19 protein-coding genes are annotated in these 24,079 nt (G+C 44.5%); 10 read left to right on the top strand and 9 right to left on the bottom strand.

The window, feature by feature from the left end:
• Nucleotides 1-139 precede the first annotated feature (139 nt).
• Both WA381_RS17980 and WA381_RS17985 read left to right on the top strand, forming a co-directional pair.
• A complete protein-coding gene (locus tag WA381_RS17980; protein WP_231506437.1) occupies nt 140-1,198 on the top strand; it encodes a flavin reductase family protein in 1,059 nt (352 codons plus the stop codon).
• Complete coding sequence (locus tag WA381_RS17985; RefSeq protein ID WP_156086098.1) at nt 1,195-2,349, top strand: fatty acid desaturase family protein; 1,155 nt, start codon at nt 1,195-1,197, stop codon at nt 2,347-2,349. The genes WA381_RS17980 and WA381_RS17985 overlap by 4 nt, the downstream gene beginning before the upstream one ends.
• Here the strand turns inward: WA381_RS17985 and WA381_RS17990 are convergent.
• Both WA381_RS17990 and WA381_RS17995 read right to left on the bottom strand, forming a co-directional pair.
• Entirely contained in the window at nt 2,327-2,764 is a 438-nt protein-coding gene (locus WA381_RS17990) for a DUF2177 family protein (protein WP_014948742.1), read from the bottom strand. The two genes, WA381_RS17985 and WA381_RS17990, sit on opposite strands and share 23 nt — an antisense overlap.
• A gap of 143 nt (nt 2,765-2,907) precedes the next feature.
• Nucleotides 2,908-3,765, bottom strand: a complete 858-nt coding sequence (locus WA381_RS17995; RefSeq protein ID WP_156086097.1) for an SDR family oxidoreductase — start codon at nt 3,763-3,765, stop codon at nt 2,908-2,910.
• 107 nt (nt 3,766-3,872) lie between these two features.
• Between WA381_RS17995 and WA381_RS18000 the strand changes: the two genes are divergently transcribed.
• Together WA381_RS18000 and WA381_RS18005 are read left to right on the top strand one after the other, a co-directional pair.
• Nucleotides 3,873-4,784, top strand: a complete 912-nt coding sequence (locus tag WA381_RS18000; RefSeq protein ID WP_156086096.1) for a LysR family transcriptional regulator — start codon at nt 3,873-3,875, stop codon at nt 4,782-4,784.
• Between the two features lie 230 nt (nt 4,785-5,014).
• Entirely contained in the window at nt 5,015-5,386 is a 372-nt protein-coding gene (locus WA381_RS18005) for a hypothetical protein (RefSeq protein WP_156087322.1), read from the top strand.
• Between the two features lie 69 nt (nt 5,387-5,455).
• On the opposite strand, the gene WA381_RS18010 is transcribed toward WA381_RS18005, so the two are convergent.
• The gene (locus WA381_RS18010; protein WP_156086095.1) at nt 5,456-5,914 is read right to left on the bottom strand and encodes a hypothetical protein; all 459 of its coding nucleotides are present in this window, start codon (nt 5,912-5,914) and stop codon (nt 5,456-5,458) included.
• A gap of 247 nt (nt 5,915-6,161) precedes the next feature.
• Here WA381_RS18010 and WA381_RS18015 point away from each other — a divergent pair, with 247 nt between their 5' ends.
• On the top strand, nt 6,162-7,040 hold the full coding sequence (locus WA381_RS18015) for a DUF417 family protein (RefSeq protein ID WP_156086094.1): 879 nt from the start codon (nt 6,162-6,164) through the stop codon (nt 7,038-7,040).
• A 61-nt stretch (nt 7,041-7,101) separates the two neighbouring features.
• Here the strand turns inward: WA381_RS18015 and WA381_RS18020 are convergent, their stop codons facing one another.
• Together WA381_RS18020 and WA381_RS18025 are read right to left on the bottom strand one after the other, a co-directional pair.
• On the bottom strand, nt 7,102-9,960 hold the full coding sequence (locus WA381_RS18020; RefSeq protein WP_319633855.1) for a ligand-binding sensor domain-containing diguanylate cyclase: 2,859 nt from the start codon (nt 9,958-9,960) through the stop codon (nt 7,102-7,104).
• A gap of 102 nt (nt 9,961-10,062) precedes the next feature.
• Entirely contained in the window at nt 10,063-11,277 is a 1,215-nt protein-coding gene (locus tag WA381_RS18025; RefSeq protein ID WP_156086093.1) for an endonuclease/exonuclease/phosphatase family protein, read from the bottom strand.
• A gap of 303 nt (nt 11,278-11,580) precedes the next feature.
• On the opposite strand from WA381_RS18025, the gene WA381_RS18030 reads away from it, so the two are divergent.
• The 5 genes from WA381_RS18030 (at nt 11,581) to WA381_RS18050 (ending at nt 17,497) form a co-directional block, all read left to right on the top strand.
• Nucleotides 11,581-12,630, top strand: coding sequence for a PLP-dependent cysteine synthase family protein (locus tag WA381_RS18030; RefSeq protein WP_061485126.1), 1,050 nt, complete (start codon nt 11,581-11,583; stop codon nt 12,628-12,630).
• A gap of 36 nt (nt 12,631-12,666) precedes the next feature.
• Nucleotides 12,667-13,923 carry a DUF2891 domain-containing protein gene (locus WA381_RS18035; RefSeq protein WP_156086092.1) on the top strand — a complete coding sequence of 419 codons (1,257 nt, stop codon included), beginning with the start codon at nt 12,667-12,669 and terminating at the stop codon, nt 13,921-13,923.
• A gap of 105 nt (nt 13,924-14,028) precedes the next feature.
• The gene (locus tag WA381_RS18040) at nt 14,029-14,664 is read left to right on the top strand and encodes a response regulator transcription factor (protein ID WP_014975961.1); all 636 of its coding nucleotides are present in this window, start codon (nt 14,029-14,031) and stop codon (nt 14,662-14,664) included.
• 242 nt (nt 14,665-14,906) lie between these two features.
• Entirely contained in the window at nt 14,907-16,757 is a 1,851-nt protein-coding gene (locus tag WA381_RS18045) for a methanol/ethanol family PQQ-dependent dehydrogenase (protein WP_014948731.1), read from the top strand.
• A 65-nt stretch (nt 16,758-16,822) separates the two neighbouring features.
• Nucleotides 16,823-17,497: a pentapeptide repeat-containing protein gene (locus WA381_RS18050; protein WP_156086091.1), complete on the top strand. Its 675-nt coding sequence runs from the start codon at nt 16,823-16,825 to the stop codon at nt 17,495-17,497.
• 86 nt (nt 17,498-17,583) lie between these two features.
• On the opposite strand, the gene WA381_RS18055 is transcribed toward WA381_RS18050, so the two are convergent.
• The 4 genes from WA381_RS18055 to prfC all read right to left on the bottom strand — a co-directional run bounded on the left by WA381_RS18055 (nt 17,584) and on the right by prfC (nt 23,970).
• Nucleotides 17,584-19,542, bottom strand: a complete 1,959-nt coding sequence (locus tag WA381_RS18055; protein WP_156086090.1) for a tetratricopeptide repeat-containing sulfotransferase family protein — start codon at nt 19,540-19,542, stop codon at nt 17,584-17,586.
• Between the two features lie 219 nt (nt 19,543-19,761).
• Entirely contained in the window at nt 19,762-20,328 is a 567-nt protein-coding gene (locus WA381_RS18060) for an NADPH-dependent FMN reductase (RefSeq protein ID WP_014975958.1), read from the bottom strand.
• A 288-nt stretch (nt 20,329-20,616) separates the two neighbouring features.
• Nucleotides 20,617-22,347, bottom strand: coding sequence for an arginine--tRNA ligase (gene argS, locus WA381_RS18065; protein ID WP_014948727.1), 1,731 nt, complete (start codon nt 22,345-22,347; stop codon nt 20,617-20,619).
• Between the two features lie 33 nt (nt 22,348-22,380).
• Entirely contained in the window at nt 22,381-23,970 is a 1,590-nt protein-coding gene (prfC, locus tag WA381_RS18070; protein ID WP_014948726.1) for a peptide chain release factor 3, read from the bottom strand.
• Nucleotides 23,971-24,079 lie beyond the last annotated feature (109 nt).

Below are 24,079 nucleotides of genomic sequence, written 5' to 3' on the forward strand. Positions count from 1 at the left end.
AATTTCATGCATCTCCTCTTGACGCAGAAAAAATTAAGCTTACACTTGTGCGCTGAGTTAGCGTACAAGTGTAAGCTAAAATATTTTCATCCTTTTTGTATTTAAGATATTCCGACGAAATACAGGTGTGATTTCTACATTGAGACTATTACTAGATAAATTCACTGATCGCATTTTTCACCATGCCTCTTGGAAGGGCTACTGGGAAGTGCTGATGCAGCAAGTTAGACCCGCGTGGCGCGATGGGTATTTCAGAGCTAGGGTCGTGACCGTAAAAAAACTGAGCACGGATATGCTCGAGGTGTTACTTATACCAGAGAGGTCTTGGCCAACGCATGTTGCAGGGCAACATATCGCAATAACCATAGAAATTAATGGCAGGCTCACCACTCGCGTGTTTACCATAGCGAGTGGTGCTAACACCCGACAAAAAGAAAAGCAGATTCGTCTTGTAACCAAGGTTAAAGCTCAGGGCGCATTAACACCTTATCTTCACTCTTGTGTGCCTAATCAATGGGTAAATATCTCAGCCCCTATGGGGGAATTTATCTGGCCGAAGGTTGAAAAGCCCCTACTTATGATAGCGGGCGGCTCGGGTATAACTCCTTTCATTGCCATGCTTGACGATGCCGTCAACAACGCGCAGCTAAACCATACACCGGTACACTTACTTTATTTTGCTAAGCCGGACGAGCATGTATTACTCAATGAATTATCAGCGTTCAGTCAGCGCTGTGAGCACTTCACCTATGATATTTTGAGCAAGCAAAAAGACGGAGACGTAGAAGCGCATCTGTGTAACTTTGCCAATGCACACTGGTTAGTGTGTGGTCCACATGCCATGTTCGAGCAAGTTGAAAGTTATGCAAAAGCGATCAACGTGCCTGTTTCGAGCGAGCACTTCGCTGCGCTTCCTGTGGTGAGCAACACCAGCCTTACCGAAATCGAAACCTTTTCCCTGGTACACAATGGCCAATCTTTGGCTATCGACAATCAGCAAACCCTACTTATACAACTTCAGCAAGCAGAACAACCTGTGACTTATGGCTGTGGCATGGGAATTTGTCATCAATGCCAATGTGTTAAGAAACGGGGCGTAGTGAGAGATACCCGCACGGGTGAGCTTTCAGATAGCGCAGAGCAACTTATTCAGCTGTGTGTATCACAAGCCGTTACTGATTTGGAGATTCAACTATGAACACCAGCGTTGCAATAGACAACCAACACCGTGAAGAAGCCATCGAACAAGCGCATGCTCCGATAAGTGGAACCAAAGCAATTCGGTCAACGAGCACTAAAGAGAAACCGAACTACGAGTTACTTGCCGCTCAGCTTGATGAAATTAAAGCTGACATTAAACGAAAAGTGGGTGCTGAAGATGCGGCCTATATCCGACGTATTATTCTTGTTCAGCGAATTTGCGAGTGGAGCGGACGGATACTTTTAATGTTGGGGTTCATTCAACCGCTGCTCTGGGTTGCCGGCGTATTGAGTTTAGCTACAGCAAAAATTCTCGATAATATGGAAATAGGCCACAACGTAATGCACGGCCAGTACGACTGGATGAACGACAAACACATTAATTCGAAAGGCTATGAGTGGGATATTGCCTGCGATGGTGCGAGCTGGAATCGCGTTCATAATTACGAGCATCACACGTATACCAATATTATTGGGAAAGACAGAGACTTTGGCTACGGCTTGCTTCGTTTATCTAACGATTTTAGATGGCGTGTAAAAAACCTATGGCAGTTTGCGACTTACATCGTACTTAGTGTTTTATTTCAGTGGGGTGTGTCGTATCACGAAATGGCCGCTGAGCGGGTCTTTTTTGGAAAAAAGAAGGACAACCGTAAGAACCAAGTTACCCATAATGAACTTAAGAAACGCTTTTTTAGTAAGGGCGCACGTCAGTTAGTAAAAGATTATGTACTATTTCCTTTGTTAGCTGGGCCGTTATTTTTATGGGTATTCACCGGAAACCTTATCGCCAATCTGCTACGCAATTTATGGACGTCTACTATTATCTTTTGCGGCCATTTCACTGGCGACGTGGAAACGTTTAAAGAAGAAGATTGTGTTAATGAAACCCGAGGGCAATGGTACTACCGACAAGCGCTGGGCTCGTCGAACATAAAGGGCGGAAACCTGTTTCACGTGCTTACTGGGCATTTAAGCTTTCAAATTGAGCACCACCTGTTTCCAGATATCCCAGCCAGACGCTACCGAGAGATGGCGCCCAAGGTAAAAGCCGTATTCGAAGAACACGGCATGCACTACAACACTGGCGGCTTTTTAAAACAATACGCCAGCGTGTTAAAACGCATTATTCGCTACTCTTTCCCTTAACCAGTTGAAACCCTAACCAGCCGGCCATGGCGCTTGCGCTGGTTAGGCACGTGCCCCACGCCCAATCAATCAACATGATAAACAAAGTAAAACCTTCAATTATGCTGTACGCCGTTAAATTGTAGGCGCCATAACTGGCCAACCCTAGAAGCGCCCCATCGATCCCAGCATAAAGTAACGACTTATCTCTGTTCGCCACCACAGCAAGTACAAACACCACACATCCATACATGAGGTAAAAAACCACCCAAGGCCACGTGATAAATTGACTTCTAAGCAGAGGAGCCATTTCACTTTGATACCAGCCATCCGCAATAACGCCAAGCCACAAGAAGTCGAGCACACCAAAACACACAAAGATTGCAATTAACGACACGACGATGTTTTTCGCAAAACGAATGATGTTGGAAAGCATGGAACCTATCCCTGTAAATAAGCAAATTGCGGATGCAAGTGATTTAAAATATGAATACGCAAGTGTTGCACAATAAGCGCATCACTTGAATGATAATTCAAGGTAATGCGCATGGGATGGTAATTCACTTAGCTTTTAAATACTCAGCTTTTCATTTTTGCAGCAAGTGTTGCACGCAGAGTCGCAGTTGGACGACCAAGTAGTGATGATAGGTTGCCGCTATTATCTTGGAGCCACCCCGAGGCGGCGTAATGCTCTGAATCTGCTAACGCTGCTGCCATACCTTCAGGCAGCCCAGCTTTAATGAGTGCTTCTCTATAAGCGCTCTCATCCATGTCTAAAAAACCAATATCTTCGCCGGTAATTTCAGATAGGGTGGAAGCATACTCCATTAGCGTAAAGCCCGTGTCCCCAGCAAGCTCATAAATTTTGCCTGCTTGATTTTGCGATGATAGAAGAACGGCCACTGCGGCGTCTGCATAATCTTGTCGGCTAGCGGTAGACAAAACTCCCTGCTTTGCAGCGCCTACCACCGCTCCCATCTGCAGTACGCCATCTACATTATCGGTATAATTTTCCGTGTACCACCCATTTCGAAGAAACACGAAAGGCGCTGACACATCTTTAAAGTAAGCCTCGGTTTGTTTATGTTCTTGCGCTAACAGCAAAGGAGACGTATCAGCTTTCAACAAACTGGTATAAGCAATGAGGCTAACGTTTTGTGCCATAGATGCATCTATTACCGCTTTGTGCTGCTCAAAGCGTTTCCCAAACTCTGTACCTGATATTAGCAACAACTTCTCAACACCCTCAAAAGCTGACTTAAGCGTTTCCGGATTATTATAGTCGGCCTGTCGTACTACTACTCCCAACTGCTTTAATGCGTGTGCGTTATCAGGGTTGCGCACTAGTGCAACAATTGTGTTTGCCTTCTCTGTATTAAGCAGTGTTTGAATAACTTTTTGACCTAATTGTCCGTTAGCGCCGGTTACTGCAATCATAATCTATCCTCTATCAATTAAATGAGTACTGGTTGAACACAGAGGTGATTATGTGCGTGAAACACTGTTATGATAAGTAGACATATACAGAACGAATTGTCACGAATATGAGTACAATTAACTATTCACATCTTAAGGCACTCGCCATATTTGCCAGCGTAGTAGAATGTGGAAGCTTTGCGGAAGCTGCCCGCCGTTTAGGCACCAGTCGATCTAGAGTTAGCGAGCAAGTGGCAGGTTTAGAAGCATCTCTTGACGTGCGATTACTGCAAAGAACCACTCGACAGCTCATGCTTACTGACGAGGGAAATGCTGTATTTTCCCATGCGAAAAAGTGCCACGAGATTTTGCATGGTATTGATGAAGAGCTGCGTCAAACAGCGCCAAAAGGAAGAGTATCAATAACAGTCACCAACGACATTGCACACAAGTTTTTATTACCGTTGCTGCCTGAGTTCAAGCGCCGCTATCCTGAAATAGATTTACACATAGTGAGCAGTGACGATATGCTCGACCTTATCGCTCAGAATATTGATGTAGGAATTCGAATTGGTTTGCCACGAGACGACTCGCTCGTCGGTAGGGTCTTATATCAAGAACAATTCGCCTTATATGCTAGCCCTGATTATATCAAGAAATATGGTGAACCTAAGACTATTGCAGAACTGAATAATCATACCTGGATTTTGCTATCTCAGTTAAATTCACGAATCATGCATTACCTAATGCTGGACAACACACCAATCGACATTACACCCAAACATTACGAGCTGTGTAATTCTCCTCACCTTGTTCAAGAAATGGTCAAAGCAGGGTTGGGAATATCTACACTGCTACCTTCAACTGTGCAAAAAGAAGTCGCATCTAACGAACTGGTACGAATTTTCCCTTCACTTGGAAGTGAAACCTTGTTGTTTACCTTGATTTATCCTTCTCGTAAGCATGTGCCAAGCCGTACCCGAGCACTTATTGACTATCTGGTTGAGACTTGTCGCTTCGGCAATGCCGCTTCTTTTTGACGTAAAATGCATAACGTAATGAGTGTTGCTTGTAACGATACGCTCGTTATGAAGTTTGCATACCGAAATGCTTTACTTAAAACTTACACTGGGTGCTGCAACTAAAGAGGCGTTTGAATCTCAAAGTGACGTGGTTCAAATAAGCGTTAAATAAAATGAATAAAACACTATTAGTAATAACGACCTCTTTGATTGTCAGTGCGTGCGCTCATAGGCCACCACCTTTAGACATGGATGAAATATTTTTTGAAACGAAGATCAAGCAAGACGGTACCAAGCTCTTCGCCTTTAGCATTCCGTTAATGCAGCATCGTGACAGTACCAAAGGTGGCGGTAAAGGCGGCCGTGGTCAGGGAGGCGAACGAAGTGGTCGTGGCGGTCGCCAAGGACAGGAAAATCGCGAAGGCTCGTCACATAGCAGCGATAGAATGACTGAGCAACTTTATACATCTCTAGATGAGAAACTGGATGAGACCGGTTACTGCCAAACGGGCTTTCTAGAAATAGATACACACCAAACCGAAGATAGGCTTCACCTATTAGGTGAGTGCAATGAAACGGCGAGCGAACTGGACAAAATCGAGTTCCCCAACGTTAATTAACCCGCGTTGTTGTGAAGCGCATTGCCGATGGCGTGCGCTTCATTCAACGTTCGTTTGCTAAACAACCTCTTAGTCAACACACAAGGTATGCTCCACAACGCCGTTAGACACATAGGCTCTACAGCCGAATAAGTCCGTACTTTCTAAACACACGCCGCGCGCCTTTTCTCCCGCTTCCATATTATTGTTTTCCGTAACACAAGCCACTTCGCACTCGCTGCTGTCATTACACGCATTACCAGCATCGTTTGCTGGTAGCACACAAGCATGCGCCTGCTGTCGGCCTACTTTCTTCCAGTTACCACCGTGTTTATCGCACACTTTTTCAGACTCAATGGAATAGGCCTGCTGCACCAAAGGCAATGAGGTATCAACGACTTGCTCTAATCTTTCGACGTCTTCAACACTCGTGATTGGCTCATCAATAGGTTCTGGAGGCTGAGCGCCACAAGCAGACAAGGCTGCACACACGCCTGCTATTAACCAGATCCTAAAACGCTTCTGTGCTCTACTGCTTGCTTGTTTCATTTTTTCTCTCAATTTATTTTACTTTCTAAACCACTACTATTTAAGCCCTACACTACTTAAGACCTAATTTAATTAAGACCGCTGCTACTTATGACAACCGCTATTAGATAAGTTCTTATTTTGTCGATAAATCCTTATTTGCTTATTGCGCTATGCCTAATAAATTATCAAACCTATGAAATTTTAGTGCTACCTCGACGGGTCTCTACATACACTTCGCAAAACTAGCAGTATTTACGGACGCTTTATGACACTAAACCAAACCGAAAACATGGTCACCGCATTGCTCACTTTTAGCTTCGCAGTTCTTGGCCTAACATTTTTATTGGGTGCAAACCCCAATGCACTTATCGCTACATTTAATTTCTACTCGTTAGACACTGTGTTGAGCGAGAGTGCCCTTGGTGCTTTTTCTGGTATCGCATTGCTGTTACTACCGTTAATGACCATTGCAGCACGTTTTAACCTTGTTTCAGCAAAAGCAGTAACACTATATGCCGCTTTTGTAACTGCCATTCCATTGCTGACGTTATTATCACCAACAAGATGGATGGCCGATTTAGGGGGCTTCCCGATTATTGGCAGCGGTCAAGGCATCATCAAGTACTTCGCAGTATTACCGCTTTTCCTATTCTTGTTTTATCGCGAAAAATTTTCGCACAAGCAACTGACATACCTCAACTTTGCTCCTGTAGCCATGGTCTTATTATGGATAGGAGGCATGAAGTTTTTCGAGTTTGAAGCTAATGCGATTGTGGGGCTAGTTGAAACATCACCGTTTATGTCGTGGCTATATGCTGTGTTTAGCGTACAGGGGGCATCGAATGTAATTGGTGGGTTTGATGTCCTCTTTGCACTGCTATTGGGTGCGGGCATCTTTACTAAGAACAAGCCGGTGATCATTGCGAGCGGACTGGCTTGTTTATCGGTTTTTCTGATAACACAAACGTTTTTGTTTACTGTGCCGGATACCTTTAACAGCACGACTATTGTCAACCGCCTAGGTCAGTTCGTTATTAAAGACCTTTGGTTTGTCGCTAATCTTGCTGTGGTGGCTTACTTTACGCTGTTCGAAGCAGTTTCACGAGAACGCGAAGAAACGCAGTTGAGCCAATCGCCACAGTAAGGCTTTACGGCAAAGCCAGGTCAAAGATGTTGTAGTAATTAACCACTACCTCACTTATCGTTTATTCGAAAATGGTCACTTGGTTGCGGCCATTTTCTTTTGCAGTGTAAAGTGCTTGGTCGGCATGGGTTAACATTCTGTCGTGATCTCTCGCGCCATCTGCACTTGCTACACCAATACTGATTGTGACTTTCAGCGTTTGCGCTATAAAACTGAAATCATGTGCTGCCACAATTTTTCGAACATGATCCATAGCAACCCTTGCATTTACCAAGTCATATTCGGGTAACAACACAGTAAACTCTTCGCCGCCCCACCTTGCACATTTAGCATAATGCGGAACTTCGCGATTTAATATACGGGCCACCTCAGTAATGACTTTATCTCCTACTAAGTGAGAGTACTGATCATTTACCTGTTTAAAATGGTCGATATCGATAACGGCAAGACATAGAGGAGATTGTTTCGCTTTAGCCTCTTCAAAATATTGTACAAGCCAGCGGTCGAATGCTCGTCTATTTGCAATGCCGGTGAGATCATCGTGAGTTGCTTGGAACTCGAACCGCTTAGTTTGTAATTCTAGTGATCTGGTTTGTTCATCGACCCTTTGTTTTAAAATCATTTCTGATTTTTTCAAGTGATGAAAACGTACTTTATAAAGTGCATAGATAACAAAACAGAAGAAAAGAAAAACCGAGAATTTAAAAGCAAATGTCTGATAAATACTGGGTAACACGCGAATAGAAAATGGTGACGTAATCTCTTGCCAGGGACCACCAATATAACGAGCACGTACTTTAAACTGATAACGACCAGGTGCTAAATTAGTGTATTCAGTCATTCTAAATTGATGACGGTTAACCCAATCTTGGTCATATCCTACTAACATAGCCTGATACTCTATACGCGAAGGCATAGCGAAACCCAACCCTGCATACTGAAACGCAACTCGCGTGGTTAACGGCGTTACGTCTACTTCCCTTTTATCCGTATCAAATTGCTGGTCAGCACCGTCCAGTAGTACCGCCTCTATACTTACCGGAATAGGGAATTCACTCAACATGGCAAGGTTTGCAGGCGTTACTGTGGCAAGCCCTTTCGCAGTAGGAAGCCAAACATTTCCGTCTACATCAACAAACTGAGATGGCTGTGACCCACCATTGATTTGAATACTCGCCAGGCCATTTTCTTCCTTAAAATGTTCAAATTCCAATAATGCACTTGGATATGTCAGACACTCCTTAAGACTTGATAGTGAAGTGAGAATGACCCCTTGGTTTGAACTTAGCCATACACCGCTGTTGTGATCTATACCGATTGAAAACAGTTTATCTACGGGAAGCCCCTGCGACTTTTCGATTACACTAAGTGCCTTAGTAGCATTGTCAAAATACGCAAGTCCTCTATCGGTTGTAATCCAAGTTCCCTTTTCAACAACGCTAAAACTGAACGCGTGCTGCGCATCTGAATGTTCAGGAAACGAAACTACGTGCACAATACCCTGTTGGATATAGGCGAGCCCTATCCCTGTAGCAATCCAGATTCGTCCTTCACGATCTTCTGCCAAGCCCATCGAAAAATGGGCAGGTAGCCCATTTTGTTCATTAAAATGGCTTAGCTTCCCATCTGGTGTTTGTTGAACTACACCTTGCGCCGTGGCATACCAAACACTGTTATCACTCGCTAAAAGAATGGCCCTTACTTCATTACTCGGTAACCCTAAATGTCTATTGAGGTACGGAGTAAGTTGGTCGTTTTCATATCGCAGTACACCTTTTGTGTAGGTGCCAACTAACGTTACCTCTTCAGTTACCGCTGCCAAACTGAGTACAGAAAAAGCTTCACCCGTAGTAAGCGATGCGCTGGAAAACGCATCATTGGAAAATATATCTAATCCAGCACTTCCACCTGATAAAAGTTTGCCATCAGACGTTTGCAAAACAGTTCGCAAAAAGTCTCCACTCATTCCTTGGCTTTGCGAGAATGTGGTAAATAGCGCACGACGCAGCCTAAACAAACCACCATTAGTGCCAATCCAGATATTTTTTTCCAAATCTTCAAGCAGTGAAAAAACGCGGTTATTGGGAAGACCTGCTGTCGCATCCAGTTTTTCTAAGCCTAAGTCACTTAGACGATAAAGGCCATGATTGATGGTGCCTACCCAAATGCTATTTTGATGATCAAGCAAAATACTACTAATTGATTTGTCGGCAAGTGAGCTGTGAAGTAGCGCAAAGGTACCGTTTTTTTGCTGCCAAACACCGTGTTCCGTGCCAACTAAAACACGTTTTTTGCTATCAAGAGCGAGAGTAAATGATGGACCAGAGAGTATGTTGTGGTCGGGTACAGCTAGCTGAAATTTATCGTTTATGTATTTGAATAACCCTTGGTTTGTTGCAAACCAGATTACGCCAAATCCGTCTTCGATTATGCGGTAAGCACTCGAATTTACAATGTATTCTTTTTGCGTGCCGTCAGGCGTTCTCATTGCAATCCCCGTGTCTTCCAGCGCAAACCACAACATGTTATTACTGTCTCTGAATGCATGATTAACCATTGAAGACAGGGGCGCTTGAGCATGCCACTGCTCGGCAATAAGCGACGTTATACCGCCTCGGTTTCCTGCCACAAGTAGCTCGTCGCGGGGCTTGTTGTAATACAAGCTTCGAATGCCGGAGTCTGGTAATCCTGTTTGCGCGCCGCGGGTAAATACAGTGAACTGCTGACCATTAAACCGAGCAACACCTTCCCAAGTACCCGCCCATAGATACCCATTGGACGTTTGTGCTAATGCGTGAATACTGTTGTGAGGAAGCCCGTCTTTCGTTCCCCACGATTGAGGGAAATACCGGTTGAGCGGCATGAGCTGAGAAGACTCTACCGAAAAGCCATCTATGGGTATCACCCACAGCAAACACATCACAAAAGTGAGAGACACAAACTTCAATGGCTTCTCGGTACATTATTAGATAGACGGTGTAATAATACCTCTATCTATTAACTAACACAAAAATTGTGGTTTTTAGTTATCGTCGGTCAACGACAAGCTAATCCAAACTAACCTGTGATCTGAGCTGGCTTCGCGGTCTTTAACTAATCGATATAGGTCACTGGTTTTTGCAGGCCAGAAAACGCCAGCATCGTTCACATCGAAGCCAAATCGAGATGGCAAAACATAGTCAGCTCTGGCTCCCCAATAGGCAGTAAAGCGGTTACTAAACTCTGCACCTGACGCGCCTGCACCACCTGCGCTTGTTGGAATGATGTCGTTATTAACTAACGGGTGCTCAGTTAACTGTTCAATTACACCCTCGCGATGTTTATCTCCAATATCCGCCGCGTTAAAATCACCAACAAGTACAAAACGCGCGTTCTCTGACAGGCTGACTTTCTCGCCATTATCATCGTAAATGTAGTCCCCTTTATCCGGAGAAAGATAATCTGCCATAAGCCTAATTTCGTCAAAGTTGCGCTTGCCGTTGCGATCCTCGCTTCCATCGAAATTAGGTGGTGTTGGATGCATAGCAAGTATGTGTACGGTTTTGCCCGCTACTTTCACCGGCACATCCCAGTGAGACTTAGAACTCAACCTTAGCGCGGCCCACTCTTCTACGTCGTACCATGGCTTGCCCTTATCAGTACTTCCGCTCTCATCGGGAATAATAGGAACCTGTGGATGAGGCATGTGATGCCATTTAAACGTCTGAAAGGTGCGAATACCATCAACATCAATAGGGTATTTCGACAAAAGCGCCATGCCATATTGCCCGGGATAAAGCCCAAAGCCATATGCATCGCCACCAAAACCTTCTGCTTTGCCATTGTTATCTAAGTCGAATTTCGTGGGCTCCCCTGTGTTGACTGTGGCCACATACGTATATGGGTAATCCACAGGCTCAAGGCCGCCTTGTGAAACATTCAGGTAGTTCTTAACAAATGCATCTACCCCTTTACGCTTATCTGCAATGTAGTCAAATTCATTCAACATCAAGATATCGGGGTTAACGCGTTGAATAATTTCAGCAATGTTTTTAACTTGGCTATGCTCACCCGTTGAAAGAACGTATTGAAGTACCTGATCGCTTGGCTCCATACCCAACGCTTTGTAGTTAGTGGCTTCCATACTTACATTAAACGTTGCGACTTTAAGCATTTGCTCTTCTTGCGAGCTAGCCAGGGTAGATACAAATAATGCGGGTAAAAAAGCTATTGCACAGAAAAGCGCCTTATTTTTCATGTTGTTACCTGTAAGTAAAAGCGAAATGCAAAGATAGCAACTTTTGCGGCTTATCTGAACTTTTTTGTTTTATTAAAGATCGTTGTATCAACAACGATGGTCATGCTCTCGCCCTTACATAAAAACGGAATTTATTTTCACAAATGAGACCCATTAAAGAAATATTTTTTACTATAAAACACTAATACTAAAATAATAGAATCAAATACTCGCTCTTAACTGATATTCTAATTTTGTTTTATACAGCTAGCGTCAAGCGAACTACGCTTAACGTTTCACATTTTGGGTGAATGAGAGAAAGTTATGAAAAGCTGGGTTTCAAAAGCGATCAATATTATCAATGCAGATTATCAACGTTCGGCTGATACGCACTTAATCAAATTAGAGCAGATCGCCTTTAGAGATATTGATATCTATCTTAAAGATGAAAGCACCCATCCAACAGGCAGCCTAAAGCACCGTCTAGCCCGGTCCCTTTTTCTGTACGCCCTTTGTAATGGAAAAATTGTAGAAGGAACTACTGTAGTAGAAGCCTCGTCAGGCAGCACAGCGGTGTCTGAAGCTTATTTTGCTAAAATGATTGGCGTTCCGTTTGTTGCGGTTATGCCTAAATCTACCGCCCAAAGTAAAATCGCGCTTATTGAGCGATATGGCGGGCAGTGTCACTTTGTAGATTGCCCTACGCAAATGCACAGCGAAGCAACCAAAGTAGCTCACGAGCTTAATGGTTATTTTATGGATCAGTTCCTTTTCGCAGAGCGCGCTACAGACTGGCGAGGCAATAACAATATTGCTGAGAGTATCTTTGAGCAAATGAAAGCCGAGCCCCACCCTATTCCACACACCGTGGTTATGAGTGCAGGTACAGGTGGAACATCAGCTACCATAGGGCGTTACATTCGCTACAAAGGTCTCTCTTCTCAGCTTGTCGTGGTAGATCCAGAATTCAGTGTGTTTTTTGATAGCTTCAAAAACAACGATCATACACTTACTGCTACCCGTGGTAGCCGCATAGAAGGGATAGGACGCCCTAAAGTGGAAGCCTCTTTTCAACATGACGTTATAGATGACATGATTGCCGTTCCCGATGCCGCCAGTATTGCAACCATGCATTGGTTAAACAACACCATGGGAATTAAAGCTGGCCCGTCTACCGGCACAAACCTATGGGGCGCATTAAGTATTGCTGAACAAATGAAGCAGCGAGGAGAAATGGGATCGATCGTAACGCTTATGTGCGACAGCGGAGAGCGGTATAGTGAAACTTACTATAATGCTGGTTGGGTAGAAAAGACCATTGGCTCATTCGCTGAATACACCACCAAACTAGAGGCCATCGGAGCTCCTGCTTAAATAGCCTGTTTCTGCTGTTTAAAGTGCTGGGGCGTTATGTATCGCGCAGCACTTTATTCAAAGCGTTTATCTCTATACATTGGCGATATACTTCTCATTGATAAAGCGCGCAAAATTATGATCAAAATAAAAAACGTTGTTAGCTGTACAGTTGCATTTGCCACAGCGTTTGCTGCACACACTGCTTTTGCTACCAGTACGTCGACTGTTGAAACTGCGAACACAAGCAACACTAGTATTAACCGAGCCGCAGACGCGACCGCCAACACTGACATTCCTAACAACAATTACGAAAGCGTTTTTGCTAACCTCGCGCTTCATTGTATTCATCAAGAGTTTCCAAATGTAGTGAAACACATGATGAATAACGGCGATGACGTTAAGGCACCAAATCAACTCTACCCTTCATTTTATGGTTGTTTAGACTGGCACTCGTCGGTTCATGGCCATTGGCTTTTAGTAAGAATGCTAAACACTGCGCAAGATGCAGTGGATAAGGATGAGATCATTGAAAAGCTCAACATCAGCTTCACGCCTAAAAATATCCAAGGTGAATTGACGAGGCTTAAGCGTGAAAACAATGCCTCATTTGAACGTCCCTATGGTCTTGCTTGGTTCCTGCAGCTAACCGCTGAACTACGTCAATCTTCCCTTCCTGAAGCAACAAAATGGCTAAATACTTTACGCCCTCTCGAGGACGAAATTGTGGCCAGGGTGAGCGCGTGGTTACCCAAATTGGCTTACCCAATTCGGACGGGTGAGCATAGCCAAACCGCCTTTGCTTTTGGCTTAATGTTCGATTGGGCGAAAACAGCAGGTAATAAGGAGTTTGAAGCGCTGTTAACGTCCAGGGTGAAAGACTACTATCAAGACGATTCACAGTGCCCTCTTGCCTACGAGCCTTCGGGACAAGATTTCTTATCACCGTGTTTGGCCGAAGCTGATTTAATGCGAAGAGTAATGTCTAAAAAGGACTATAGCCAATGGCTTTCAGCGTTCTTTCCAAGCCTCACAGCTAGAACATCAAATTGGCTAGCTCCCGCTACAGTGACTGACAAGACGGATGGTAAACTCGCTCACCTAGACGGGCTGAACATCAGCCGAGCGTGGATGATAGAAGGCATAATGCAAGCTTTGCCTGAAGGTGACAAACGCTTACCTGTGCTTAAGAAAGCATTAAGTTCACATCGTGAGGCCGGGCTCAACGCGGTGTTTGGTGACATGCACTATATGGGCAGCCATTGGCTTGGCAGCTTTGCCAGCTACTTAGAAACACAGCGCGGTTTGAATTAACTTATATCCTACTAAAGTGTGAGATGAATGAGCACTAAAGTGCTATTCGTCTCACACGCCTACCGTGGCATGCTCATTCTATGGTGATATGAATAAAGCGCAGCTATGGAAATTTTACTTGTTGATGATCACGCAATAGTGAGAGAAGGCTTTTCTACACTGTTATCTTCGGTACTCGAAGGCGCTGTCGTCACCAATGCAAAAAATGCGCAGCAAGCCACAAATGCACTTCGTGCCAACCACTTCGACCTCATTATTTTAGACATTAATTTAGGAACCACCAGCGGACTCACGCTAGCGGAATATATTGTTCAGCGCTGGGAGCACGCAAAAGTACTTATGTTCAGCATGTTCGATGATATTTCCATCATCGATAGAGCTATGAAACTAGGGGCAATGGGGTATGTTAGTAAACAAAGTGAACCTGATGTACTGATAAGCGCGGTGACATCTATCATTAAAGGCCGCCGTTATTTAGAACACAATACTGCCATTGAGCTCGCTACATTCAACCTGTCACATTCTGGAGGCAACTTAACAGATCTGACACAAAGAGAGTTGGATATATTTCTTGGTATAGCCAACGGGCTTTGCCGAAAACAGGTCGCTGAAAGCCTCAATATTTCTGAAAAGACGGTCTCAAACGTTATCACCCAGCTCAAGCGAAAACTTGAGCTACAGACAAATGCCGAGTTTGTTCACCTTGCCATAAAGCAGGGTTATATCAAAATTGCCAGCTAAACAAGCGCCACTAAACAAGGTCGGGAAAACTTCCCTGTACTTTCGTATTTTTTTATACCCCTTTGGTACTAACTTTGTCTCATGATAAAGATACCTCATGTAAATCAATATATTAGCGTTTTCATTACACTTCAATCTAAGGGAATTTTTCCCGTATTTTGAAGGACGGAATCCGTTTATCAGGGCCTCTACTTAGTTACATACTGTTAACACAACATCAAGGTAACAGTGGAAATAAAACTATGGCTAAGTTCTATTCAAAGGCTTCATTGGCCTTAAGCGTAATTATTGGTTTAGGTACGAGTTCACATTTATATGCGGACGATGGCGTGACATGGGCAGACATTGAAAATGATGCCAAGACGCCTGAGAACGTACTGATGTATGGTATGGGTCCAGAAGCTCAGCGTTACAGCGGACTTGATCAAATCAACAAAGAAAATGTACACATGCTATCTCCGGCTTGGGTGATGAGTTTTGGTGATGAAAAGCAACGGGGTCAAGAGTCCCAGGCAATCGTGTACGACGGTATTGTCTATGTAACCGGTAGCTACTCCCGTATCTACGCCTATGAGGCAAAAACAGGTAAGAAGTTATGGGACTACGCCCACCGCCTTCCAGAAGGGATTCGACCGTGTTGTGACGTGGTAAATCGCGGCGCAGCAATTTATGGTGACTTAGTCTTTTTCGGTACGCTGGATGCTGGCGTTGTTGCCCTTGACCGGCTAACGGGCAAAGTAAAATGGAAGAAGCGCTTTGAAGACTATCGTGCAGGCTACACCATGACGGGGGCACCTACGATTGTTAAAGACCAAAAGTCAGGAAAGGTCATGCTTATTCACGGTTCATCAGGTGATGAGTTTGGTGTTGTAGGAAAACTGTTTGCACGCGATCCTGAAACCGGTGAAGAGATTTGGATGCGTCCATTTGTTGAAGGGCACATGGGCAGATTAAATGGAAAAGACAGCACACCCACGGGTGGTTCATACGAAGTGACAACGTGGCCAAAGGATGAAAACGGCGAAATGGTTGAGGCTTGGCACCACGGTGGTGGCGCACCATGGCAGAGTGCAAGCTTCGATGTTGAAACTAACACTATCATCATAGGTGCAGGTAACCCCGCTCCTTGGAATACATGGAAACGCACCGCCAAAGGTGGCGATCCGCGAGATTGGGATAACCTTTATACTTCCGGACAAGTGGGTGTAGATGCAACCACTGGTGAGGTTAAATGGTTCTATCAACATACACCTAACGACGCATGGGATTTCTCTGGCAACAATGAACTTGTTCTATTCGACTATTACGATAATGGAAAGCTCATAAAAGCGACGGCTCATGCAGACAGAAATGGCTTTTTCTATGTAGTTAACAGACAAAACGGTGAATTCATTAGAGGATTTCCCTTTGTAGATAACATTACGTGGGCCACACACATTGACCCTGACACGGGTCGCCCAGTTGAAGTAGACGGACAGCGCCCGCCACTGCCTGAGCCGGGTGAAAAACGAGGAAAGTCAATAGAGGTATCGCCTCCATTCTTGGGCGGAAAGAACTGGAACCCGATGGCCTACAGCCAGAATACCGGCTGGTTCTATATGGGCGCAAACCACTGGAAAGAAGACTACTGGACGGAAGAAGTGACCTATAAAAAAGGTGCCGCTTACCTAGGACAGGGTTTTAGAATTAAGCGCATGTATGACGACCACGTGGGCGTACTTCGTGCCGTAGACCCCATTTCAGGTGAAATTAAATGGACACACAAAGAGAAACTTCCTATGTGGGCTGGGGTACTGGCGACGAAAGGCGGACTCATTATTACCGGAACGGGCGATGGCTATGTCAAAGCTTTCGATGAGGAAACCGGTGAAGAACTTTGGAAGTTCCAAACGGGCTCGGGCATCATTTCATGCCCTATAACCTGGGAAGAAGATGGTGAGCAATACATTGGCTTAGCGTCAGGGTATGGTGGTGCAGTACCTCTATGGGGTGGAGATATGGCTGAACTCACCAAACCTGTCGCGCAAGGTGGTTCGTTCTGGGTATTTAAACTTCCTAATCACAATAAAAAGCAAAACGTCGCTAAACAATAGCTTTATCTTTGCAACAAACCAAACCGAGAGGCGGTGAAAACGCCTCTCGGCATTAAGGAGCTCTTATGCGCTTACGTTTTCAAGCAACCAAACAACTCCCCATATTATTAGTTGTCCTACATTCAGCAACTGCCAGTGCCAGTGCCATTCCCGATTTCGAAGATGACGTGAAAATTATCAACGGATGTGAAATAAAACCAAAGACAGTGTGTAGCGATACAGACTTAAGCGGTGCTGATTTGAGCCATGCAAATTTGCACGGGGCAGTATTCACCAACGTTAACTTCAACAAAACAGATTTAAGGCACGCCAACTTAAGCTATGCGACGTTTAAGAAAAGTAACCTAGATCACGCTGATTTAGCTACCGCCAATTTAAAACACGTAGATTTACGCAGCTCAAAAGTTCGCAACGCTAACTTAGAAGGCGTAGATGGCTGGGCGCTTTTCGGTCAAGGGGTTGATTTTACTAACTCTAACTTTTCAGGTGCTAACCTGGACCAAGCGCGTTTATCAGGTGCGACAATGGTAAACACCAACTTACGTGCCGCACGCTTAGAGCGGGTTTGGATGAACAAAGCAAACTTTGAAGGTGCTTCACTGATTAACGCCAATATTCAGGAAGCAAAACTGAACGATGCAAGTTTGTATCGAGCGAACCTAACCGGCACGCGCATCCACTACGCAACATTTCAGGGCACTTTCATGGACGAATGTATAAACTGTCCTATTAACTGGTAACTGTGATTGGGTGGAAAGAAAACATTGAGCCGTTCGATATAGCCAGCGCCCATTACCTTCACTAACACCCATTCATACTTACTTTCTTAATATCCCCACTTTTGCTCCCATTCATCTAAAAGAGGGGGACATTCAGAGAAAAGCGTTGGGTAGTTCTCATACTTTTGCATTGAAGACTTATACACTGGTTGACTAACTTGATAGTAGCTCGGTGTTTGGAACAAAGGCGAACTATTACTTTCTAAGGTCTTAGTCTCCCCTTCTGTCAGCCCTGAAAACTGATATATGGATGCTATAGAAGATTCAGGGTCAGCAACAACATCTTCATATTTAATGCTTATTGCTCTGTCCCTTAAGATTGGTTCCATTTTTTCCCAGCACGTGAAGACTTTATTATAAGCCTCAGCGAATTGCTCAACGGTGTACAAGTTTATTTCCTCGAACTGTAAACAACTCAACGCAACTGCCTTCGGGTTACGTAGGCAACAAAGTACTTTTGCGTTAGGAAATAAGGTCAACATTGCAGGTAAATAAGGGAAGTTAAGCGGCATCTTATCTACGATGAGTTTATTGCTGTCAACACTAGGAGAATAAGCCGTTAAATGCTCAAGATAGTCATTTGCCAAAGCGTCTAGTTCACTTTGGTTTGTCCGCTTTATATCACCCGTCTCAGGGTCAACAATCTCGCGTTCAACCATCTGGTTATAAAAGGTTTCGACAGCATCTGTTTCTTCTAATAACTCAACATTCGCATTTTTAAGTAACAAACTTTCTATCAATGTCGTTCCCGAACGAGGAAATCCAACAATAAAGAGAATGTTTGTGCTGTTACTTGACGTGTTAACGATAGGAGAAGGTGATACATCAAAACCATTGAGCATGACGCCAGAGGACAAATCTGCGAATTTACTGGAATGAAGGTTATTCACGTTATGTGCGATAAACCTGATGACCTCTTCGGCATCGCTAAAACGCTTGAGCTTTTCAAGGGTTCTAATCTTCTGGTAAAGATGAGGAAGGCTTTTGGGTTGTTTTACTAAGAAGTGCTCGTTAATTCGCAGCCCCTCTTCAAACTCTCCTTTTGCGAAGGCCAACAGCGAACGTTTTAACTCGTGTTGCTCCTTGTCGCCCTCAGCTTGAATTAATTGAATTTTGCCAAGAAACTTCTCAGCTTCAGCTAGCTCACGCCTGTTTTCGTTAATATTAAAGGCCAGCTCTAGTAACTGAATGTTATCGGTGTTTTCAAACTTTCTATTGAGGACATCAAGGTTGTCTTTAGTGGCATTGAGTAGCCAAGAAACATAGTCTAAGTACGTCAGTAACTCTTCTTTATCCGATGAATCAGCGAGGGAAAGTGATTTTTCAAGATGACGCTTTGCATGAACGTAACGCTTCGACTCCAATGCTGACAACGCCAAAAAATAGTGGATCGAATAAGAATCTGAGTACGTTGAACTTAGCATATTACTCTGCTTAGCTAATTCTCCTCTCGAATGAATTCTGTAACATGCTTCTGTATACAGTTCAGCGCTAAGTTTATCGCTTAGATGAAGACCCTCTCTTTTAATATGCGCGACCAACTGAGACCATTTTTCCTGCTGATAAAGACACTTACTCAGGCTTTGTCCGTACTGAATATTTTTAGGATTTTTTGCTACTGCTTTCTCATATGCTAACTGTGCTTCTTCATATCGGCCAAGCTCAGACATTAAATTTCCAAGTGCATGAAAAGCAACGTGGTAGTTTGGGTTAATTGCTATCGCTTTTGAAAGCTGCTTTTGTGCGTCATCAAACCGCTCAGCTTCTTTTAGCAATAGCCCATAATTATACGCCACATCAGTGTTTTGAGGATAATCAGACTGAAGGCTTTCAAATATTTCAAACGACGTAGTAAATTCAGCAACCTTTCCTAGTGCCGTAGCATATACCATTTTTGCCATTGGATGCTGCTCATAGACAGGAGAAAGCGTCGATATGACTCGGCTAAATTCACCGGCACCGAACGCCTGCATTGCTTGATTTATTATTTCTTGAGTAAGTTTCATGAATATTTTATTTTTGGAGATATGTGCGTCTGTAGCAGATTTTGCAGTAATGATTTGTCTATAGTAACACGCTAAAAGTTGAATTTAAGCACCCTCAACTAACCGTGCACAAAACTAAAACCTCGAACATTCACCGAAGACTAGCCACGTGTAGATACTGCAATTACAAGGTGGCCAGTCTTTATTTAGTAGGCTTCAAATTTGATTACCTACTTTCAGCTATTTTACTTTGGCGGCAAGCTCAGCAGTTTCTTTACCCAAATTTTTAAGCTGCTTAATCGTCTTTTCATCCGTAATTGCGCCATCTTCCATAAGCGTATTTACCTTCGCAATAGCCTTTTGGTTCGGCAGCACCATAGTACCTAGATTTTCAAGTAACATTCTCAGTACCACCAGCACGCGCATGCCGCCTAGCCCACCAGCAGACGCAGCCATAATTCCAGCCACCTTACCGCGATATGCTTGTAATGGCTTTTCGCCTTCCCCCATGCGCGATGCCCAGTCGATGGCATTCTTTAGCAGTGCGGGATAGCTTGAGTTGTATTCTGGTGAAGCAATAAGAAAACCATCATGGCTCATTAGCAATTCTTTGAACGCCTGTGCTTTTTCAGGCATACCAAACTCGGCTTCCTCATCTTCATTAAACAACGGCATTTGAAAGTCAGCGAGGTCTATAACGGTAACCTCTGCGCCAGCTTCACGTGCGCCCTCTGCGGCAACTTTCATAATAGCTTGGTTGAATGAACCTTTACGGGTACTACCTGCAAATGCAAGGATCTTAGTCATTTGAGTTTCCTGTCGTTAATTTAAGTAGTGTTCTAGTTGTCTGATTTATAGGAAGCTATCGCCCTTTTGGTTCTAATCGAAATGTAATACCACTGTACCTGCGGTTACTCGCCGCGATTACGAACATTTAAAATCTCGCTGAGTACGCAATAATCTATGCCCACTGGTATAAGGATCACGATTAGCGCAAACGAGCGTTGTAGGGTTGACGCTTATGTTTCGCATAAAAAAAGGCTGACAATCAATGTCAGCCTCTTTGTTATCAATATGTATGTTGTACCGCGAACACTACATTTTTTCTAGTGTTTCGATGCCAAGTAGGGTTAATCCTTGCTCTAGCGTCTTGGCAACCAGAGCTGACAACGCTAGACGGCTATCGCGTACGGCTGGCTCAATACCGTCTTTTAACATCGGGCACGCTTCGTAGAATGACATAAATGCTGAAGCCACATCATAGAGGTAAGTACACAGTACATGAGGCGTGGCTTCACGAGATACTGTACCAATCACCTCTTCAAACTGCATAAGTAATACAGCTAGCGCGTGCTCTTGTTTCTCAGCAATATTGATATCTACTGGCATGGTGGCCATATCCACACCCGCTTTTCTGAACAAGCTTTTCACACGGGTATAAGCATACTGAAGGTAAGGCGCCGTGTTACCTTCAAAGCTTAGCATGGAGTCCCAGTTAAACATGTAATCAGTTGTGCGGTTTTTAGATAGGTCAGCGTATTTCACAGCGCCAATACCCACCTTGTGAGCGACTTCTTTAAGCTCGTCTTCACTTAAATCGTTGTCGCGCTCGGCGATAAGTTTGCCCGCACGCTCAACGGCTTCATCAAGCAATTCGACCAGTTTAACTGTACCGCCAGTACGCGTTTTAAATGGCTTACCGTCACTGCCTAGCATCATTCCAAATGGGCAATGCTCGTAAGTTTGCTCTTCTTTCATAAAGCCCGCTTTACGGCCCACAATTTCAGTTTGCTTGAAGTGCAGTGCCTGACGCGCGTCAGTAAGAATCAGCGTACGGTCAGCGTTTAACTTGCCGCTGCGATAGCGCATTGCCGCAAGGTCTGTCGTTGCGTATAAATAGCCGCCACCCGACTTTTGAACGATGTAAACCGCAGGGTTACCTTCTTTATCAGCAAGCTCAGGTATAAATACTACCTGCGCACCTTGGTCTTCTACTGCAAGGCCTTTCGCTTTAAGGTCACTGATTACGTTGGCTAAATCGTCGTTGTAAGCCGACTCACCCATAATATCTTTACGGGTCAGGCTTACGTTTAGCTTGTCGTACACTTCTTCTGAGTGAGCAATAGACACGTCAATGAACTTTTCCCATAGCGCCAGACACTGAGCGTCACCACCCTGCAGCTTCACTACGTATTCACGGGCGCGGTCGGCAAAACCTTCTTCTTCGTCAAAGCGTACTTTGGCTTCGCGGTAAAAGTCTTCAAGATCAGAGAGCGCAGTTTCAGCCACTTCATCTTGTAGCTTGTCTGAAAGGTGCGCAAGCAACATGCCAAACTGTGTGCCCCAGTCGCCCATGTGATTTTGACGAATAACGTTGTGGCCCAAGAACTCAAGCACTTTAACCACAGCATCGCCGATGATAGTAGTACGCAGGTGGCCCACGTGCATTTCTTTGGCCAGGTTAGGCGATGAGTAATCAACAACAATGTTTTGTTCTTTTGACTTAGCAATACCTAAACGTGGGTCGGTTAGCGACAACTCACACTGATTAGACAGCCATTCGTCATTTAAATGAACGTTGATAAAACCAGGGCCCGCCACTTCTAGCTTGCTGGCAATATCGTCGAGCTTTACAGTCTCAACAATTTTCTCTGCAATATCGCGCGGCTTTTGCTTAAGCTGCTTGGCTAGCGCCATCGCGCCGTTAAACTGATATTCACCAAATTCAGGTCGAGCGCTGCGCGAAACTGGCACTGGCGCATTTTCTACGCCCATTTCTTGTAGAGCTTCAGTGAAACGGTTAACTAATAGTGCATGTATATTCATAATATATTGTGTCTTTGTTTAATCTTTATTAGCTTAATTTTCGCGCGTATTCTTGAACTGAATATCAGGGTAGCGCTCTTGCGCTAGCTGTAAATTCACCATAGTAGGTGCGATGTACGTCAGGTTATCGCCGCCATCTAGTGCAAGGTTTTGCTCACCTTTACGGCGGAACTCATCAAGCTTCTTCTCATTGTCAGAGTAAACCCAGCGGGCAGTGCTCACGTTAATATGCTCATAAAGTGCGTCTACGTTGTATTCGGCTTTTAATCGCGCGACTACCACGTCAAACTGAAGCACACCTACTGCGCCAACAATCAAATCGTTGTTGGCAAGCGGTCTAAACACCTGTACCGCCCCTTCCTCAGAAAGCTGGATCAGCCCTTTCAGCAGTTGCTTTTGCTTAAGCGGATCTTTCAAGCGGATGCGTTTAAATAGCTCAGGCGCAAAGTTTGGAATACCCGTAAAGCGGTAGTTATCGCCTGACGTGAAGGTGTCCCCTATGCGAATGGTACCGTGGTTGTGCAAGCCGATGATATCGCCGGCATAGGCTTCTTCTAGCAATGAACGGTCACCAGCCAAGAAGGTTAATGCATCAGAAATACGCACATCTTTACCTAATCGGCTGTTGCGCATTTTCATGCCTTTTTCGTACTTGCCCGACACAATACGACAGAATGCTATGCGGTCTCGGTGTTTCGGGTCCATGTTGGCCTGAATTTTAAATACGAAGCCACTGAACTTACCATCGGTACTTTCGATAGTCCCTTCTTCGGTTTCGCGGCCAAGTGGCGCAGGTGCCCACTCAACCAAACCGTCAAGCATATGATCAACACCGAAGTTACCTAATGCTGTACCGAAAAATACTGGCGTTAACTGGCCTTCCAAGAAAAGCTCTTGTTCAAATTCGTTAGATGCACCGCGTACAAGCTCAAGCTCGTCACGCAAGGTTTCAGCGAGGTCACTTCCTACTGCAGTATCTAACTCAGGATTATCTAACCCTTTGATGATGCGCACGTCTTGGATAGTGTGACCCTGGCCGCTTTGATACAAAATAGTTTCGTCGCGGTGAAGGTGATATACACCTTTAAAGCTTTTACCACAGCCAATTGGCCAAGTGATTGGTGCACACAGGATATCAAGCTCGGTTTCTACTTCATCGAGCAGTTCCATAGGATCGCGAATATCACGGTCAAGCTTGTTCATGAAAGTTACAATCGGCGTATCGCGCAGACGGGTAACTTCCATTAGCTTTCGAGTCCGGTCTTCTACACCTTTCGCGGCGTCGATAACCATAAGGCATGAGTCAACGGCCGTCAGTGTACGATAGGTATCTTCAGAAAAGTCTTCGTGTCCCGGAGTATCCAGCAGGTTTACTAAGTGATCGCTATATGGAAACTGCATGACCGAGGTGGTTACCGAGATACCACGCTCTTTTTCCATTTCCATCCAGTCAGATTTAGCATGCTGACCTGACTTTTTACCTTTTACGGTACCGGCAGTTTGCAGGGCGCGTCCGAATAACAATACTTTTTCGGTAATCGTGGTTTTACCCGCATCCGGGTGCGATATGATTGCGAACGTACGTCGCTTTTTAATCTCTTCTAGAAGCTTCTTATCTGACATCAATACTTATCTTCGTTATCTATTATCCCTGTAAAACAATTACTTACAGGCGCGTTTTATAACGGATAAGCAATGCTTTTCCGCGCAAATTCAGTATTGCGGTAAAACG

The sequence above is a fragment of the Alteromonas sp. CH_MED4-4 genome (assembly GCF_037029575.1).
GTDB lineage: Bacteria > Pseudomonadota > Gammaproteobacteria > Enterobacterales > Alteromonadaceae > Alteromonas > Alteromonas macleodii.